Source organism: Escherichia sp. WS1368 (genome assembly GCF_046487485.1).
Classification (GTDB): domain Bacteria; phylum Pseudomonadota; class Gammaproteobacteria; order Enterobacterales; family Enterobacteriaceae; genus Escherichia; species Escherichia coli.
In genome coordinates, this window is the sequence record NZ_JBJQJI010000001.1 from 1,103,819 (window position 1) to 1,122,765 (window position 18,947).

General features: G+C 50.0%; 15 protein-coding genes. 7 read left to right on the forward strand and 8 right to left on the reverse strand.

Annotated elements, in window-relative coordinates; genetic code table 11:
* Positions 1–179: 179 nt before the first annotated feature.
* The 4 genes from uidR (at position 180) to uidC (ending at position 5,645) form a co-directional block, all read left to right on the forward strand.
* On the forward strand, positions 180–770 hold the full coding sequence (gene uidR / locus ACJHYD_RS05405; protein WP_000969092.1) for a DNA-binding transcriptional regulator UidR: 591 nt from the start codon (positions 180–182) through the stop codon (positions 768–770).
* Between the two features lie 389 nt (positions 771–1,159).
* Positions 1,160–2,971, forward strand: coding sequence for a beta-glucuronidase (gene uidA, locus ACJHYD_RS05410; protein WP_001551153.1), 1,812 nt, complete (start codon positions 1,160–1,162; stop codon positions 2,969–2,971).
* Positions 2,968–4,341, forward strand: coding sequence for a glucuronide transporter (uidB, locus tag ACJHYD_RS05415; protein WP_001075890.1), 1,374 nt, complete (start codon positions 2,968–2,970; stop codon positions 4,339–4,341). The genes uidA and uidB overlap by 4 nt, the downstream gene beginning before the upstream one ends.
* Before the next feature lie 38 nt (positions 4,342–4,379).
* A complete protein-coding gene (gene uidC, locus ACJHYD_RS05420; RefSeq protein WP_001227015.1) occupies positions 4,380–5,645 on the forward strand; it encodes a glucuronide uptake porin UidC in 1,266 nt (421 codons plus the stop codon).
* Positions 5,646–5,689: 44 nt separating this feature from the next.
* Here uidC and ACJHYD_RS05425 read toward each other — a convergent pair whose 3' ends face one another.
* Positions 5,690–7,198: a YdgA family protein gene (locus tag ACJHYD_RS05425; RefSeq protein ID WP_001043323.1), complete on the reverse strand. Its 1,509-nt coding sequence runs from the start codon at positions 7,196–7,198 to the stop codon at positions 5,690–5,692.
* Positions 7,199–7,298: 100 nt separating this feature from the next.
* Positions 7,299–8,474 carry a mannose-6-phosphate isomerase gene (gene manA / locus ACJHYD_RS05430; RefSeq protein WP_001170677.1) on the reverse strand — a complete coding sequence of 392 codons (1,176 nt, stop codon included), beginning with the start codon at positions 8,472–8,474 and terminating at the stop codon, positions 7,299–7,301.
* Positions 8,475–8,672: 198 nt separating this feature from the next.
* Between manA and fumB the strand changes: the two genes are divergently transcribed.
* Positions 8,673–10,319: a class I fumarate hydratase gene (gene fumB, locus ACJHYD_RS05435; protein ID WP_000066639.1), complete on the forward strand. Its 1,647-nt coding sequence runs from the start codon at positions 8,673–8,675 to the stop codon at positions 10,317–10,319.
* Between the two features lie 142 nt (positions 10,320–10,461).
* Positions 10,462–11,865, forward strand: a complete 1,404-nt coding sequence (fumC, locus tag ACJHYD_RS05440) for a class II fumarate hydratase (protein ID WP_001099113.1) — start codon at positions 10,462–10,464, stop codon at positions 11,863–11,865.
* Here fumC and tus read toward each other — a convergent pair.
* The 3 genes from tus to rstA form a co-directional block, all read right to left on the reverse strand.
* Positions 11,862–12,791 (reverse strand): DNA replication terminus site-binding protein, encoded by a 930-nt coding sequence (gene tus / locus ACJHYD_RS05445; RefSeq protein ID WP_001306093.1) that lies wholly within the window; start codon positions 12,789–12,791, stop codon positions 11,862–11,864. The two genes, fumC and tus, sit on opposite strands and share 4 nt — an antisense overlap.
* Positions 12,792–12,867: 76 nt before the next feature.
* On the reverse strand, positions 12,868–14,169 hold the full coding sequence (rstB, locus tag ACJHYD_RS05450) for a two-component system sensor histidine kinase RstB (RefSeq protein ID WP_001551152.1): 1,302 nt from the start codon (positions 14,167–14,169) through the stop codon (positions 12,868–12,870).
* Positions 14,170–14,172: 3 nt separating this feature from the next.
* A complete protein-coding gene (rstA, locus tag ACJHYD_RS05455; protein WP_001551151.1) occupies positions 14,173–14,892 on the reverse strand; it encodes a two-component system response regulator RstA in 720 nt (239 codons plus the stop codon).
* A gap of 128 nt (positions 14,893–15,020) precedes the next feature.
* On the opposite strand from rstA, the gene ACJHYD_RS05460 reads away from it, so the two are divergent.
* The gene (locus tag ACJHYD_RS05460) at positions 15,021–15,356 is read left to right on the forward strand and encodes a GlpM family protein (protein WP_000524861.1); all 336 of its coding nucleotides are present in this window, start codon (positions 15,021–15,023) and stop codon (positions 15,354–15,356) included.
* On the opposite strand, the gene folM is transcribed toward ACJHYD_RS05460, so the two are convergent.
* The 3 genes from folM to ydgH all read right to left on the reverse strand — a co-directional run bounded on the left by folM (position 15,353) and on the right by ydgH (position 18,624).
* Positions 15,353–16,075 (reverse strand): dihydromonapterin reductase, encoded by a 723-nt coding sequence (folM, locus tag ACJHYD_RS05465; protein WP_000513672.1) that lies wholly within the window; start codon positions 16,073–16,075, stop codon positions 15,353–15,355. The two genes, ACJHYD_RS05460 and folM, sit on opposite strands and share 4 nt — an antisense overlap.
* Positions 16,076–16,111: 36 nt before the next feature.
* On the reverse strand, positions 16,112–17,494 hold the full coding sequence (locus ACJHYD_RS05470; RefSeq protein WP_000412379.1) for an amino acid permease: 1,383 nt from the start codon (positions 17,492–17,494) through the stop codon (positions 16,112–16,114).
* Between the two features lie 185 nt (positions 17,495–17,679).
* Positions 17,680–18,624 carry a DUF1471 family protein YdgH gene (gene ydgH / locus ACJHYD_RS05475; protein ID WP_000769322.1) on the reverse strand — a complete coding sequence of 315 codons (945 nt, stop codon included), beginning with the start codon at positions 18,622–18,624 and terminating at the stop codon, positions 17,680–17,682.
* Between the last annotated feature and the right edge of the window lie 323 nt (positions 18,625–18,947).

Here is an 18,947-nt window from a genome sequence, read left to right on the forward strand (position 1 = left end):
GGGATAAACTCATCAACGTCTCAGCTAAATAACTGGCAGCCAAATCACGGCTATTGGTTAACCAATTTCCGAGTGAAAAGTATACGAATAGAGTGTGCCTTCGCACTATTCAACAGCAATGATAGGCGCTCACCTGACAACGCGGTAAACTAGTTATTCACGCTAACTATAATGGTTTTATGATGGATAACATGCAGACTGAAGCACAACCGACACGGACCCGGATCCTCAATGCTGCCAGAGAGATTTTTTCAGAAAATGGATTTCACAGTGCCTCGATGAAAGCCATCTGTAAATCTTGCGCCATTAGTCCCGGGACGCTCTATCACCATTTCATCTCCAAAGAAGCCCTGATTCAGGCGATTATCTTACAGGACCAGGAGAGGGCGCTGGCCCGTTTCCGGGAACCGATTGAAGGGATTCATTTCGTTGACTATATGGTCGAGTCTATTGTCTCTCTCACCCATGAAGCCTTTGGACAACGGGCGCTGGTGGTCGAAATTATGGCGGAAGGGATGCGTAACCCACAGGTCGCCGCCATGCTTAAAAATAAGCATATGACGATCACGGAATTTGTTGCCCAGCGGATGCGTGATGCCCAGCAAAAAGGCGAGATAAGCCCAGACATCAACACGGCAATGACTTCACGTTTACTGCTGGATCTGACCTACGGTGTACTGGCCGATATCGAAGCGGAAGATCTGGCGCGTGAAGCGTCGTTTGCTCAGGGATTACGCGCGATGATTGGCGGTATCTTAACCGCATCCTGATCCTCTCTCTCTTTCCGCGGGCTGGTGACAACTGAGCCCGCGTTTCATATCGTAATTTCTCTGTGCAAAAATTATCCTTCCTGGGTTCGGAGAATTCCCCCCAAATATTCACTGTAGCCATATGTCATGAGAGTTTATCGTTCCCAATATGCTCGAACGAACGTTCGATTGCTTATTTTGTGGCTTATGTCAACGCTGTTTTAAAGATTAATGCGATCTATATCACGCTGTGGGTAGTGCAGTTTTTGGTTTTTTGATCGCGGTGTCAGTTCTTTTTATTTCCATTTCTCTTCCATGGGTTTCTCACAGATAACTGTGTGCAACACAGAATTGGTTAACTAATCAGATTAAAGGTTGACCAATATTTTTATCTTAATGAGGAGTCCCTTATGTTACGTCCTGTAGAAACCCCAACCCGTGAAATCAAAAAACTCGACGGCCTGTGGGCATTCAGTCTGGATCGCGAAAACTGTGGAATTGATCAGCTTTGGTGGGAAAGCGCGTTACAAGAAAGCCGGGCAATTGCTGTGCCGGGCAGTTTTAACGATCAGTTCGCCGATGCAGATATTCGTAATTATGTGGGCAACGTCTGGTATCAGCGTGAAGTCTTTATACCGAAAGGTTGGGCAGGCCAGCGTATCGTGCTGCGTTTCGATGCGGTCACTCATTACGGCAAAGTGTGGGTAAATAATCAGGAAGTGATGGAGCATCAGGGCGGCTATACGCCATTTGAAGCCGATGTCACGCCGTATGTTATTGCCGGGAAAAGTGTACGTATCACCGTTTGTGTGAACAATGAACTGAACTGGCAGACTATCCCGCCGGGAATGGTGATTACCGATGAAAACGGCAAGAAAAAGCAGTCTTACTTCCATGATTTCTTTAACTATGCCGGGATCCATCGCAGCGTAATGCTCTACACCACGCCGAACACCTGGGTGGACGATATCACCGTGGTGACGCATGTCGCGCAAGACTGTAACCACGCGTCTGTTGACTGGCAGGTGGTGGCCAATGGTGATGTCAGCGTTGAACTGCGTGATGCGGATCAACAGGTGGTTGCAACTGGACAAGGCACCAGCGGGACTTTGCAAGTGGTGAATCCGCACCTCTGGCAACCGGGTGAAGGTTATCTCTATGAACTATGCGTCACAGCCAAAAGCCAGACAGAGTGTGATTTCTACCCGCTGCGCGTCGGCATCCGGTCAGTAGCAGTGAAGGGCGAACAGTTCCTGATCAACCACAAACCGTTCTACTTTACTGGCTTTGGTCGTCATGAAGATGCGGATTTGCGCGGCAAAGGATTCGATAACGTGTTGATGGTGCACGATCACGCATTAATGGACTGGATTGGGGCCAACTCCTACCGTACCTCGCATTACCCTTACGCTGAAGAGATGCTCGACTGGGCAGATGAACATGGCATCGTGGTGATTGATGAAACTGCAGCTGTAGGCTTTAACCTCTCTTTAGGCATTGGTTTCGAAGCGGGCAACAAGCCGAAAGAACTGTATAGCGAAGAGGCAGTCAACGGAGAAACCCAGCAGGCGCACTTACAGGCGATTAAAGAGCTGATTGCGCGTGACAAAAACCACCCAAGCGTGGTGATGTGGAGTATTGCCAACGAACCGGATACCCGTCCGCAAGGTGCACGGGAATATTTCGCGCCACTGGCGGAAGCAACGCGTAAACTCGACCCGACGCGTCCGATCACCTGTGTCAATGTAATGTTCTGCGACGCTCACACCGATACCATCAGCGATCTCTTTGATGTGCTGTGCCTGAACCGTTATTACGGTTGGTATGTCCAAAGCGGCGATTTGGAAACGGCAGAGAAGGTACTGGAAAAAGAACTGCTGGCCTGGCAGGAGAAACTGCATCAGCCGATTATCATCACCGAATACGGCGTGGATACGTTAGCCGGGCTGCACTCAATGTACACCGACATGTGGAGTGAAGAGTATCAGTGTGCATGGCTGGATATGTATCACCGCGTCTTTGATCGCGTCAGCGCCGTCGTCGGTGAACAGGTATGGAATTTCGCCGATTTTGCGACCTCGCAAGGCATATTGCGCGTTGGCGGTAACAAGAAGGGGATCTTCACCCGCGACCGCAAACCGAAGTCGGCGGCTTTTCTGCTGCAAAAACGCTGGACTGGCATGAACTTCGGTGAAAAACCGCAGCAGGGAGGCAAACAATGAATCAACAACTCTCCTGGCGCACCATCGTCGGCTACAGCCTCGGTGACGTCGCCAATAACTTCGCCTTCGCAATGGGGGCGCTCTTCCTGTTGAGTTACTACACCGACGTCGCTGGCGTCGGTGCCGCTGCGGCGGGCACCATGCTGTTACTGGTGCGGGTATTCGATGCCTTCGCCGACGTCTTTGCCGGACGAGTGGTGGACAGTGTGAATACCCGCTGGGGAAAATTCCGCCCGTTTTTACTCTTTGGTACTGCGCCGTTAATGATCTTCAGCGTGCTGGTATTCTGGGTACCGACCGACTGGAGCCATAGCAGCAAAGTAGTGTATGCATATTTGACCTACATGGGCCTCGGGCTTTGCTACAGCCTGGTGAATATTCCTTATGGTTCACTTGCTACCGCGATGACCCAACAACCACAATCCCGCGCCCGTCTGGGCGCGGCTCGCGGGATTGCCGCTTCATTGACCTTTGTCTGTCTGGCATTTCTGATAGGACCGAGCATTAAGAACTCCAGTCCGGAAGAGATGGTGTCGGTATACCATTTCTGGACGATTGTGCTGGCGATTGCCGGAATGGTGCTTTACTTCATCTGCTTCAAATCGACGCGTGAGAATGTGGTACGTATCGTGGCGCAGCCGTCATTGAAGATCAGTCTGCAAACCCTGAAACGGAATCGCCCGCTGTTTATGTTGTGCATCGGTGCGCTGTGTGTGCTGATTTCGACCTTCGCGGTCAGCGCCTCGTCGTTGTTCTACGTGCGCTATGTGTTAAATGATACCGGGCTGTTCACTGTGCTGGTACTGGTACAAAACCTGGTCGGTACTGTGGCATCGGCACCGCTGGTGCCGGGGATGGTCGCGAGGATCGGTAAAAAGAATACCTTCCTGATTGGCGCTTTGCTGGGAACCTGCGGTTATCTGCTGTTCTTTTGGGTTTCGGTCTGGTCACTGCCGGTGGCGTTGGTTGCGTTGGCCATCGCTTCAATTGGTCAGGGCGTTACCATGACCGTGATGTGGGCACTGGAAGCTGATACTGTAGAATACGGTGAATACCTGACCGGCGTGCGAATAGAAGGGCTCACCTATTCACTATTCTCATTTACCCGTAAATGCGGTCAGGCAATCGGAGGTTCAATTCCTGCCTTTATTTTGGGATTAAGCGGATATATTGCCAATCAGGTGCAAACGCCGGAAGTTATTATGGGCATCCGCACATCAATTGCCTTAGTACCTTGCGGATTTATGCTGCTGGCATTCGTCATTATCTGGTTTTATCCGCTCACGGATAAAAAATTCAAAGAAATCGTGGTTGAAATTGATAATCGTAAAAAAATGCAGCAGCAATTAATCAGCGATATCACTAATTAATATTCAATAAAAATAATCAGAACATCAAAGGTGCAACTATGAGAAAAATAGTGGCCATGGCCGTTATTTGCCTGACGGCTGCCTCTGGCCTTACCTCTGCTTACGCGGCACAACTGGCTGACGATGAAGCGGGACTACGCATCAGACTGAAAAATGAATTACGCAGGGCTGATAAGCCCAGTGCTGGCGCGGGAAGAGATATTTACGCATGGGTACAGGGAGGATTGCTCGATTTCAATAGTGGTTATTATTCCAATATTATTGGCGTTGAAGGTGGGGCGTATTATGTTTATAAATTAGGTGCTCGTGCTGATATGAGTACCCGGTGGTATCTTGATGGTGATAAAAGTTTTGGCTTTGCCCTGGGAGCAGTAAAAATAAAACCCAGTGAAAATAGCCTACTTAAATTAGGTCGCTTCGGGACGGATTATAGTTATGGTAGCTTACCTTATCGTATTCCGTTAATGGCTGGCAGTTCGCAACGTACATTACCGACAGTTTCTGAAGGAGCATTAGGTTATTGGGCTTTAACGCCAAATATTGATCTGTGGGGAATGTGGCGTTCACGAGTATTTTTATGGACCGATTCAACAACCGGTATTCGTGATGAAGGGGTGTATAACAGCCAGACGGGAAAATACGATAAACACCGCGCACGTTCTTTTTTAGCCGCCAGTTGGCATGATGATACCAGTCGCTATTCTCTGGGGGCATCGGTACAGAAAGATGTATCCAATCAGATACAAAGTATTCTCGAGAAAAGCATACCGCTTGACCCGAATTATACGTTGAAAGGGGAGTTGCTCGGCTTTTACGCGCAACTCGAAGGTTTAAGTCGTAATACCAGCCAGCCCAATGAAACGGCGTTGGTTAGTGGACAATTGACCTGGAATGCGCCGTGGGGAAGCGTATTTGGCAGTGGTGGTTATTTGCGCCATGCAATGAATGGTGCCGTGGTGGATACCGACATTGGCTATCCCTTTTCATTAAGTCTTGATCGTAACCGTGAAGGAATGCAGTCCTGGCAATTGGGTGTCAACTATCGTTTAACGCCGCAATTTACGCTGACATTTGCACCGATTGTGACTCGCGGCTATGAATCCAGTAAACGAGATGTGCGGATTGAAGGCGCGGGTATCTTAGGTGGTATGAACTATCGGGTCAGCGAAGGGCCGTTACAAGGGATGAATTTCTTTCTTGCTGCCGATAAAGGACGGGAAAAACGCGATGGCAGTGCGCTGGGCGATCGCCTGAATTACTGGGATGTGAAAATGAGTATTCAGTATGACTTTATGCTGAAGTAACAAATAACGCCGGAGAGAAAAATCTCCGGCGTTTTGGCTGTGAATTACTGCTGCGGAATAGCGGGTACAGCCGGAACGTTTAATGCCGGCATTGCAAACATCCCAACAAAATCTTCCAGTGGCATTTTCTGCCCGTTTAACGTGATCTGACCGTTAGCATATTGCAGGCTGGTGGTGATGGTATTGTCCTGCAAGGTGGTCAGGCGGAACATCTGCCCCATTGCTGACGCACCTTCAACTTGCTGTTTCGCCAGTTTTTTTGCTTGATCTTCCTGATAACCTTCCAGCTTCGCTACCTGAGTCATAAACTCAGTTGCCATATCCACCGGAATGGTCAGTTTCGCATCCAGAGATTTAACCGAGCGGTCTACTTCCTGCGCCAGCGTTTGCGGCGCTTCTTTAGTCGTTGCCGGATCTTTCAGGAACAGCGACAGATTCAGCGCACTTTCACCCTGACTGTTTTTCCAGCTTAGCGGCGCGATAGTAATCACCGGATCGCCTTTCAACATCAGCGGCAGGGCGCTAAAGAAGGCTTCCGTCACTTTCTCCTGATAAAGTTCGGGATTGTTGGCAATTTCTGGCTGTGCCAGCAGCGCCTGAGTTTGCGCGTTATATTGCTGGCTAAACTGATGCCAGGCTTCACCATCAATCTGGCCGACTTTTAAAGTCAGCTTGCCGCTGCCCAGATCCTGATTCTGTACCTTCAGGCTGTTTAGCGAGTAATCCAGTTGGCTATTGATCGTTTTACCGTCATTGACCAGATCCGATTTACCGCTGATCTCCATGCCTTCCAGCAGTGCCAGTTCTTTGCCTTCCACTGAAATGGTCATTTTTTCCAGCGACAGTTTTTGATTTCCTACGCGCTCACCAAAACTTGCCAGCGTGCTGGAACCGTCGGTTTTCAGATTATTAAAGGTCAACTGTACTTTCTGGTTGTATTCGTTAACCGCGTCTATCCGACCACTTTGCGCCTCCCCGGAAAGGGAGATAGCTTTGCCGTCTCTGTCTGCATTTAACTGGAACTCGCCGCCGCTAAAGGCGACTTTTTCATCCTTTTGCTCGTAATTCAGTGGCTTGAGCGAAATATCGGAACTGGAATCACCTCTGTAACCAATGCGGGAGTTAATCTCAAAAGGCGTTTCACCTTTTGCCATATCAAACAGTGGCTTGCTAACTTCGTTATTAACCAGCGTGGTTTGAATTGATGCCATCGACGGGATCAGGTTCAGTTTTTTTAGCTGGGCAAGGGGGAAGGGACCATGATCAACTGATTCGTTGAAGATGACGCTCTGACCGCTTTTAATCCACGGATTTTCTTTCCCGGCAATGGGTTTCACCAATAGTTGCAGCTGACTGCTGAATACGCCGCGATGATAGTTTTGATAACTCACTTCCAGGTTGGATTCAGGAGCGGTCAGTTTGAGTTGCGCGTTCGCCTGCGCGACCATGTCTTCGAGATGGGTTTCAATCTTCTTGCCTGTATACCATGCGCCGCCTGTCCAGACTACGCCTAGCGCAACAATGACGCCTACCGCTACCAGCGATTTATTCATAATGATTATCCATAAAATGAAATCAGGCGGACTGGCCGCCTGAAGGTGTTATAAGCCTTTAATAAGCTTAGCAAGAGATGTTAATTTTTTCAGTAAGCTCTTACAGCTTGTTGTAAACACGCGCTAAACGGCCGTGGCCTTTGACAGTCACCGGTGATTCGTTGGCGGCAATAAACGCTGATTCACCCGGTTTAAGCTGTAACTGCTGAGAACCTTTCCACAGCGTTGCATCGCCTTCGACGCAGAACAAAATGGCGGCACTCTGCTGGCTGATGGTGGTTTCTTTATCACTAAGGTCATGCAGCGAGAAGGCAAAATCATCCACAGGAATCGGGAAGTCCAGTTCTGCACCTTGTTTCACCGGCTGGGTCAACAACTGGTTAGCCGGTTTGGCTTCGAACTTCACATTGGCAACCAGTTCCGGAATATCAATGTATTTAGGCGTCAGACCCGCACGCAGCACGTTATCGGAGTTCGCCATCACTTCCAGCGCCACGCCTTGCAGGTAAGCGTGCGGTGTTTCAGCGAACAGGAACATCGCTTCGCCAGGATTCAATTTCACCACATTCAGCAACAGCGGGGAGAACAGACCGCTGTCATCCGGGTAAAATTCAGAAATTAAACGAATTGTTTGCCACGGTTCACCCTGCTGGCTGTCAAGGGCCGATTTTAAAATCGCCAGCGCGCGGGATTTTTCTTCACCCTGCATATTCAACAGGCTGGCGAACAGTTCGCTTAAACGTTCGGCATCAGGCTGTTGTAAAAAGTGAGCAATCGCCGGATGTGCACCTGCGACCGGCTGGAGCAGGGAGACAATCTCGGAAAACTCACGAAACGCGTTCATCGCAAGGAAAGGCGTCAGCGCAAAAACCAGCTCCGGCTTGTGGTTAGGATCTTTATAGTTACGCTCGGCGGCATCCAACGGAATACCTGCGGCATTTTCTTTGGCAAAACCGATTTCAGAATTGCGTTTGTTTGGATGAACCTGAATGGAGAGCGGCTGTGCTGCGCATAATACTTTGAACAGGAAAGGCAGTTCGCCAAAGCGTTTGGCAACGGCCTCTCCGAGCAGAGTCGATTTATCACTCTCAATCACATCACGCAGTGAAACGATATCTCCGGCGGCATTCTGCACTCGTGAACTGCTTTTCGGATGTGCGCCCATCCACAGCTCGGCCATCGGCTGGCTGGACGGATTTTCCATACCATAAAGTTCAGTCAACGCCGTTTTGCTGCCCCAGGCATAGTTTTGCACTGAGTTAATGAGTTTTTGCATGATCAATCCCTGTTTTAATGTGGAAATTAATCCCGCTATTAAAGCAAGAATCCTACGGGAAGTAACCTGGAGCCGCAAAAAGTCGTACTAGTCTCAGTTTTTGTTAAAAAAGTGTGTAGGATATTGTTACTCGCTTTTAACAGGGCAACGGAACACCCGCCCAGAGCATAACCAAACCAGGCAGTAAGTGAGAGAACAATGTCAAACAAACCCTTTCATTATCAGGCTCCTTTTCCACTCAAAAAAGATGATACTGAGTATTACCTGCTAACCAGCGAACACGTTAGCGTATCTGAATTTGAAGGGCAGGAGATTTTGAAAGTCGCACCCGAAGCGTTAACTTTGTTGGCGCGTCAGGCGTTTCATGATGCGTCATTTATGCTGCGTCCGGCTCACCAACAACAGGTGGCCGACATTCTGCGTGACCCGGAAGCCAGCGAAAATGATAAATATGTGGCGCTGCAATTCCTGCGCAACTCCGACATCGCCGCAAAAGGCGTTCTGCCAACCTGTCAGGATACCGGCACCGCGATTATTGTTGGTAAAAAAGGGCAGCGTGTATGGACCGGTGGCGGTGATGAAGCGGCGCTGGCACGCGGTGTCTATAACACTTATATCGAAGATAATCTGCGCTACTCGCAAAACGCGCCGCTGGATATGTATAAAGAGGTGAATACCGGCACCAATCTACCAGCGCAGATCGATCTTTATGCCGTTGATGGCGACGAGTACAAATTCCTCTGTATCGCCAAAGGTGGCGGTTCGGCAAACAAGACGTATCTCTATCAGGAAACCAAAGCGTTACTGACGCCGGGGAAACTGAAAAATTACCTGGTTGAGAAGATGCGCACGCTGGGTACGGCGGCCTGTCCTCCGTATCATATTGCGTTCGTTATTGGTGGAACTTCTGCAGAAACGAACCTTAAAACGGTGAAACTGGCTTCCGCTAAATACTATGATGAACTGCCAACGGAAGGGAATGAGCACGGACAGGCGTTCCGCGATGTGGAACTGGAAAAAGAATTGCTGATCGAAGCGCAAAATCTTGGTCTGGGTGCGCAGTTTGGCGGTAAATACTTCGCTCACGACATCCGCGTGATTCGCCTGCCACGTCACGGCGCATCCTGCCCGGTCGGTATGGGCGTCTCCTGTTCTGCTGACCGTAATATCAAAGCAAAGATCAACCGTCAGGGGATTTGGATCGAAAAACTGGAACATAATCCAGGCAAATATATCCCGGAAGAGCTGCGCAAAGCGGGAGAAGGCGAAGCGGTGCGCGTTGACCTTAACCGTCCGATGAAAGAGATCCTCGCACAGTTGTCGCAGTATCCCGTTTCTACACGCTTATCGCTGAATGGCACGATTATCGTTGGTCGTGATATTGCTCACGCCAAACTGAAAGAGCGGATGGATAACGGCGAAGGGCTGCCGCAGTATATTAAAGATCATCCGATTTACTACGCGGGTCCGGCCAAAACGCCGGAAGGTTATGCCTCCGGTTCTCTTGGCCCAACGACCGCCGGACGGATGGATTCTTATGTCGATCAACTGCAAGCGCAGGGCGGAAGTATGATCATGCTGGCGAAAGGCAACCGCAGCCAGCAGGTGACGGATGCCTGTAAAAAACACGGCGGTTTCTACCTCGGTAGTATCGGTGGTCCGGCAGCTGTATTGGCGCAGGGAAGTATTAAGAGCCTGGAATGTGTTGAATATCCGGAACTGGGAATGGAAGCCATCTGGAAAATTGAAGTGGAAGATTTCCCGGCATTTATCCTTGTGGATGATAAAGGAAATGACTTCTTCCAGCAGATACAACTCACACAGTGCACCCGCTGTGTGAAATAAACAGAGCCGCCCTTCGGGGCGGTTTTTTTACATGGCACGAAAGACCAAACATTTGTTATCAAATAGTAAATAATAAGTGAGCTAAAAGTTGCTTAACGAAAGCAAAACAGAAAGAAAAAATTAATCAGGTGAGGAGCAGGCCATGAATACAGTACGCAGCGAAAAAGATTCGATGGGGGCGATTGATGTCCCGGCAGATAAGCTGTGGGGCGCACAAACTCAACGCTCGCTGGAGCATTTCCGCATTTCGACGGAGAAAATGCCCACCTCACTGATTCATGCGCTGGCGCTAACCAAGCGCGCAGCGGCAAAAGTTAATGAAGATTTAGGCTTGTTGTCTGAAGAGAAAGCGAGCGCCATTCGGCAGGCGGCGGATGAAGTACTGGCAGGACAGCATGACGACGAATTCCCATTGGCTATCTGGCAGACCGGCTCCGGCACGCAAAGTAACATGAACATGAACGAAGTGCTGGCTAACCGGGCCAGTGAATTACTCGGCGGCGTGCGTGGGATGGAGCGTAAAGTTCACCCTAACGACGACGTGAACAAAAGCCAAAGTTCTAACGATGTCTTTCCAACGGCGATGCACGTTGCGGCGCTGCTGGCGCTGCGCAAGCAACTCATTCCGCAGCTTAAAACCCTGACACAGACGCTGAGTGAAAAATCCCGTGCATTTGCCGATATCGTAAAAATCGGTCGAACCCACTTGCAGGACGCCACGCCGCTAACACTGGGGCAGGAGATTTCCGGCTGGGTAGCGATGCTCGAGCATAATCTCAAACATATTGAATACAGCCTGCCTCACGTAGCGGAACTGGCTATGGGCGGTACAGCTGTGGGTACTGGACTAAATACCCATCCGGAGTATGCGCGTCGCGTGGCAGATGAACTGGCAGTCATTACCTGCGCACCGTTTGTTACCGCGCCGAACAAATTTGAAGCGCTGGCGACCTGTGATGCCCTGGTTCAGGCGCACGGCGCGTTGAAAGGGTTGGCTGCGTCACTGATGAAAATTGCCAATGATGTCCGCTGGCTGGCCTCTGGCCCGCGCTGCGGAATTGGTGAAATCTCAATCCCGGAAAATGAGCCGGGCAGCTCAATCATGCCGGGGAAAGTGAACCCAACCCAGTGTGAGGCATTAACCATGCTCTGCTGTCAGGTGATGGGGAACGACGTGGCAATCAACATGGGGGGCGCTTCCGGTAACTTTGAACTGAACGTCTTCCGTCCGATGGTGATCCACAATTTCCTGCAATCGGTGCGCTTGCTGGCAGATGGCATGGAAAGTTTTAACAAACACTGCGCAGTGGGTATTGAACCGAATCGTGAGCGAATCAATCAATTACTCAATGAATCGCTGATGCTGGTGACTGCGCTCAACACCCACATTGGTTATGACAAAGCCGCCGAGATCGCCAAAAAAGCGCATAAAGAAGGGCTGACCTTAAAAGCGGCGGCCCTTGCGCTGGGGTATCTTAGCGAAACCGAGTTTGACAGCTGGGTACGGCCAGAACAGATGGTCGGCAGTATGAAAGCAGGGCGTTAATCTGCAACATACAGGTGCAGCCGGGGAATGATCAAACGAAGCGGCTGCGCCTGTGGTTTATAACGGTGTTGCACATTGTCGGCATCGTAATTTAACAACTCCCCAACGTCCGGCACGCCCGCGCCATTATCCCGATTAATCAGCGCAATAAGCGGTGTAGGGCAAGCGTGTTGTACTTGTTTTTGATCTCCCTTGTACCAGACGCGGGCAATCGGCTGCACCTTCACCGGACGTTTGATTTTTAACTTCGCGTCCTGTGGCAGGGTAGCAATATCCTGATACTCTCTCTCCAGTTTTCTTTGCCACTCCTCGCGCGTCCACGGTGCGACACTGCGCGGTGATTTCAGGCTTTTTTCCAGCTGTGCCAGGACTTCATCACGATGCAAATTCTTAATGATATGTTTATTGGCCCAGCCAAAACGTAAAGTGGCGGGGTCGTGCAGAACAGTGAGCGTTCGGTAAGCATTAAGGGTGATCAGCCCCGGCAAATGACGATGCACCCATTCAAAACGCGCCGCTGTGGGGAGTTCTGACTCAACCGTGACGATACGCTCGAACGTAGTCTTGAGTTGATTGATGCGCTGAATATGACTGACCAACGCTGCTTGCGAAAGGTTATCGACCTGGTAACACAATACGCCAGGTAGACGAACAGCGGCCTTGCTGCTGCGATTTTCGGACTGTTGTTGAATAAATAAATGGCGGAAATGACGTAACGCCAGCGACTGCGCGTCGTTGCCGAGATGTTGCTTTACCTCAATACGATTAAGCGGATTATGCTCATCCTCTTTTTTTACCTCCGGCAAAGAGAACACGCGGGCAACCAGCAATTTGTGCTGTTCTAGCTCAGCGGCAAATGCAGCCAGTTCTTGTTCCATCTGGCGAAAGGTAGTGTTGAGTCGGTCTACGAGATCGTAACGCGCCATAATATTAACCACCTTAGTTACAACATACTTTATTTTATAGCACAGTATCGACAGCCTGACCACCGTGCGCATAGTGTCAGGCAGAGGTAAATTGCGGGATGTTATGCCATAACGGCCAACTAAACGAGAAGCGGGCACCACCCAGTTCGCTGGTGTCACAATTAACCGTACCGCCCATTGCTAGTGCTATAGAGTGGACAATCGCCAACCCCAGCCCGCAGCCGCCGGTTGAGCGATCCCGGCTGGGATCGAGGCGAACAAAAGGTTCAAAGATATGTTCGCGGTTTTCAGGGGCAATCCCTGGGCCATCATCCTCAACAATTAATGTCGCTCTATTCCCCGACAGTAGCAGGCTGGTTTCAACCGTTGAGTGACAGTAGCGCAGGGCGTTATTGAGCAAATTATCCAGCACGCGCTCCATTAAGCGCATATCCAACGCCGCATAATGGCCTTGCATGAGCGTTTTTATCCGTACCATTTTATCGGGCGTTACTGCCTGAATATCTGCCAGATGCGTTGACAGCCATAACGGCAGGTCTGGTTCGCTAAGATGAAGCTCATTTTGTGGGCGATCGAGTCGGGCATAAGTTAGCAACTCTTCAATTAAAGCTTCAAGTTGACTGATATCACGATTCAATGCCTGGGATTCGGCGGCGCTCAGGTTATCACTCATCTCCAGTCGATAACGCAAGCGCACTAACGGCGTTCGCAGTTCGTGAGCGACTCCGTCAATAAGCTGTTTTTTGCTGGCTATCAAGGCGTTGATATTGTCCGCCATCTGGTTAAATGCGACGCCAAGGCGTTCAAAGCTCGAACCCTCATCAAAGTGGATACGTTCATTGAGATGCCCATCGCCAAATCGTTGCGCCGCTGCTTCCAGTTTTAACATATCCTGCCAGTGCGGACGCATCCAGATAAACACCGGAAAGGCGAGGGAAATGGCAATAAAAGCGATCAGGGCGATATCCAGCAATCGCATCTGATGGAGGTAATAAAGATAAGGAACAGGACCAACTGCCAGCACGTAGTGGCTGCGCGGGATACGTTGCAAAAACGTGTACTGATCGTCCAGGGCGACAATTTCGCCGCCACGCAGCCGGTGCATGGAAATATCATCAAGATGGTATTTACTCAGTGGCTCGACTCGCAGATCGAAAGAGAGATTTAAATCCATCTCCTTCAGCGTCTTACCCCAATCGTGTGGGGGGATCTCACGCAATTCGCTGCGCATCAGATACAGCGAACTGTTCATCAAATCATCCAGCGACTGTTTGCCCGCGCGTTCGGCGGTAAATTTGTACACCAGCCCAACCAGCAGAGACATCACAAGGAAGCAGACAAACAATAACAGGTAAAACTGGATAAACAGTTTTTTCATCGCTTATTCCCATGCATGAGGCGCAAAAAGATAGCCTTTGTTACGCACAGTTTTAATGCGATAAGGTTCTGCGGCGTTATCGAGCAGTTTTTTTCTTAACCGCGAAATAGCCACGTCCACGCTACGATCCAGGCCGTCATAACTGACGCCGCGTAAATTTTTCAGCAATGCATCGCGGTCCATGATTTGCCCGGCATGGGTAGCTAATTCCCACAATAATTCGAAATCAGCTGTCGAGAGCGAGATTTCAGTGTTAGCCAGGGTGACTACGCGGTTGATAGGATCGATGGTCAACGTGCCGAAATGCAGGGCTTTGTAGGGAGTCAGTGACGTTTCCTGAAGACCTTTGGTCAGCGTGGCTTGCTCATTCTGACGCAAATGCAAACGTAAACGCGCTAACAAAACAGCAGGGGGCGTCGTTTTGAGAATATAGTCGCAGGCTCCCATTTCCAGTGCCAGGATGTGGTTCATATCGCTATCGAGAGAGGTTAGAAGAACAATTGGTCCGGACCACTTTGCGCGTAAATCACGACAAATGGTCATGCCGTCCTTGCCTGGTAGCATGATGTCGAGTAACACCAAATCCGGATTTTCTCGCAAAATGGTTTCTTCGGCATGGTCGCCGCGCGGCTCTACGGTAACCTGCATATCATGTTTTGCCAGGTACGCGGCAATCAGTGAACCGACTTCCGCATCATCTTCCACAAATACGATAGTGTTCATATTATTCACGGTAGATATAAAAACGTCACAATACACCGCGCTGTTTTTACTTACTATCAATCGTTTCTAAACAAGTTTTCATCAGGTATTCTACTGATGACTTGTTATGGAAGTGTTAAGGTAAAAAGATGGGGCTGGTAATCAAAGCCGCGCTCGGTGCGCTGGTAGTGCTGTTGATTGGTGTTTTAGCAAAAACGAAAAATTATTATATCGCCGGGCTGATCCCACTTTTCCCGACCTTTGCGCTCATCGCGCATTATATTGTTGCCAGCGAACGCGGCATTGAAGCCTTACGCGCAACCATCATTTTTAGCATGTGGTCGATTATTCCCTATTTTGTTTACCTGGCGTCGCTGTGGTATTTCACCGGAATGATGCGCTTGCCCGCCGCTTTTGTTGGTTCTGTTGCATGCTGGGGGATAAGCGCATGGGTGTTGATTATATGCTGGATTAAGCTGCATTAACGCAGATGACGACCGCCATCAAGAGGGAAACTGCGTCCGGTGACAAAGCAGCTGGTAAGTAAGTAATCGACCAGGTCGATCACTTCTTTCTCGCCAGGCGCGGTTTTCATCAGTGATTTATTCAGCGCCTGTTGTCGATATTCGGCATCATCATGTTCATTAAACAGGATCAGCGATGGCGCAATAGAATTCACTTTCACTTCCGGTGCCAGCTTGCGGGCAAACGAACGGGTCATATTATCCAGTGCCGCTTTGCTTGCAGCATAGGCAATATGTTTGTCGCTACCGCGCTCCACCACATAATCGGTAAAGTGAATGATATCGCTGGCGGCGTGTCCGTGCCCACGCAGTAATCTTTCCAGGGCATGGTTGAGTAGATATGGGGTATTAACGTGGATCTGCATCATGCAAGCCAGTACGTCGGTCAGTGGCGCTCCCGGTTTTTCCGCCATCCACGCGCTGGCGTTATGCAAAATAGCACGCAGGCCATGGGTGCTTTTTAGTACTTCATCGGCAAACGCCATCACACCGTCGTTGGTCGAAAAATCAGCCTGAATACACTGCGCACCTGCCTTAATCAGTCCATCAATGGCTGGATAGTGCGTCCGATAGCTGACAATCACCGGTTGCTTTTGATTAATGAAATGCCAGGCGAGTGCGAGGCCGATGCGACGACCTCCGCCAGTAATTAATATTGGCAAGGGCTGGGCTTTACCCATCGTTATCTCCTTTGCTATCCAACGATGGGATGAACGTTATCCCACCAGCATCCAGGTCGCCGGAACTGAGGCAATTAACAGCATGCCAATTAGCACCATTTCCTGACGGTTCAGTACGTTATCATGTGTATGCGTTTTACGCGCATACAGGAAAACCAGCAGCCCCGGCGCATACAGAACAACGGATAACAGCAAGTGCATTGGACCAGAGGCGTACAATAACCATAAGCCATAAATGCAGGCACCGACACCTACCGCTTTATGCAGTGGACGGGTTGCGATTTTCAGCAAGAACGCGCCGACCAGGAAATAGGGCACCAGAATCATTTCTGAGGCGATGGTCAGCAACGTGTTGTAATCGGAACCGGTCAGCCAGATGAGCACCAGACAAATTTGCACGCAGATGTTGGTCAACCACAGTGAGGCGGATGGCGCGGCTTGTGCGTTCTGGCGCGCAAAAATGCGTGGGAATGCTTTATGAGTGGCAGCCAGGAACGGAACTTCTGCCGCCATGATGGTCCAGCTTAAGTACGCGCCGCAAACGGAAACGATCAAACCGGCAGCGATGATGATTTCGCCCCACGGTCCCATCATTTCCACCATCAGACCGGCCATTGACGGGTTACGAATTTCAGCCAGTTCAGGACGTGCCACCACGCCCAGCGAAAGCAGCGTTACCAGCAAATAAACGCCCAGAGCGGAGAGAACCGCCAGCAGTGTCGCTTTGCCAACATCACGTTTATTACGCGCACGCGCAGAAACAACCACGGCACCTTCAACACCAATGAAAACCCACAGGGTGATCAGCATGGTGTTTTTCACCTGTTCCCACACGGGTACGCCAAGTGCAAGTCCGGTGAAGTCGAGCTTGAAGGTATCCAGTTTGAACATCATCATCGCCAGCACAACAAACAGACCCAGCGGCAACAACTTTGCCAGTGTCGCCACCAGGTTAATGCTGGCAGCGGTTTGCACTCCGCGCAGGATCAAAAAGTGAACAATCCACAATAACGCCGATGCACCGACGATCGATTGCCAGGTATTACCATCACCAAACAGGCGCAATTCCGGCGTGTCCGTAAAAAAGCTTAACGCGGAAAAAACGATCACCAGATAGGAGACGTTGGCGATGACTGCGCACAGCCAGTATCCCCATGCGGAACAAAAGCCGATTAGCTCGCCAAACCCTTCGCGGGCATAGGTAAAGATACCGCCGTCAAGTTCGGGACGAATGCGCGTGAGGATCAGCATGGCAAAGGCCAGCAATAAAATGCCAGCGCCAGTAATACCCCAGCCGATGAGCAGTGCTGCCGGGCTGGCAACTGCCGCCATATTTTGCGGCAGACTGAAAACACCCGCGCCCAGCATTGAGCTTAATACCAGCGCGGTGAGTGCGCTCAGTCCCAGTTTCTTTTCCATCGATATCCAGTGATTAAAACGTGACAAGAAGAATAAATATTAGGGCAAAACGCATAAAAATGGAGTTTGCCACTGAAGCGCGGGATTTTACGAAGAGATGTGTCTGCATGCAATGGTCGCGGGGAAATTTGTGACTAAAAATGCGAAAGGCGGCATCAAGCCGCCTTATAGGAGTAACTGAATAGTTATTTATACAGATCTGCGCTGACGGTCAGGTTATTACCACGTTCCTGCCACTGGCGGGTGATGTGGTAATACTTAGCACCTTTCTTCGCGGCACGTTTCGCAACCTGATAGGAGACTTCGGTCATGTTGCCGTAGTTGCCAGAGAATTTGATGCTGTCGAACGGGACCATCATCGCTGCGGTCGCTTTGTTCAGTTCTTCGACTTTAGTGCCATCCGGGAGCGTGACGGTGTAACGCCCGCCTTTTGATGACTGGGTTTCAAAGAAGCGACCGACTTCAGAACTTGGTGATGCGGTAGTCGCAACACCCGGGATCTCAACTTTCTTCGCAGCTTCGCCACCGGCAGCCAGAGCTGCACGTCCTGCTTCGGAATCTGCCGGGATCACATCCGGGCTCTGGACGATACGTTTCTTCGCATCTTTTTTATAGATGAATGCAGTAATACGCTGGTTGCCGCCCTGGTTGGCATCGATTTGACGAACGATGTAGAAAGAGTAGGCACCTTTCGCTTTTGCCGCTTTGGTGATGGCATCATTGACTTCTGGCTGGCTACGATAGAAGCCCTGGACGGTGACCGTGTCAAACGGTTCAATCAGAACAGCCTGATCTTTCGGCAGTTCGACAACACCGTTAATTACGCGATTACTTGTTTCTTCTGCTTTTTCAGCATCGGCTTTATAGAGGTCAGCGACCACACGCCAGTTACCGCTGTTACCAAAATCAGAAGTGTCGACAACATAAAAAGAGGCGGCACCTTCTTTATCTGCGCGACGAGAAACGGCTTTCACCGCTTCGCCAATAGCATTAAAACGACCGGTAACCACTACACGGTCAAAAGGTTTAACCGCTGCCGCTTGCTCCGGTGTCAGTTCTGTTGCTGCGTTAACGGAGAATGCCGTAGCAGAAAGCAGTGCCGACGCCAGGAGGGTGTTCTTAAGCTTCATAAAAATAATCCTTCGCCTTGCGCAAACCAGGTACTGGTATTGTTATTAACGAGAAACGTGGCTGATTATTGCATTTAAACGGTGTAACTGTCTGCGTCATTTTTCATATCACATTCCTTAAGCCAATTTTAATCCTGCTCAAATGACCGTCTATGCTTAAAAAACAGCCGTATCAGCATCATTACTACTGAAGCAACTGAATTGTATAAGTTAATTTAATGTTAAGTAGTGATTCGTGCCGGGGCGATGTCTCGTTTTACCCGACCGCCGAAGACAATTATCAGTCTTTATCCGGCGTTCTAAGGTGTTTATCCCACTATCAC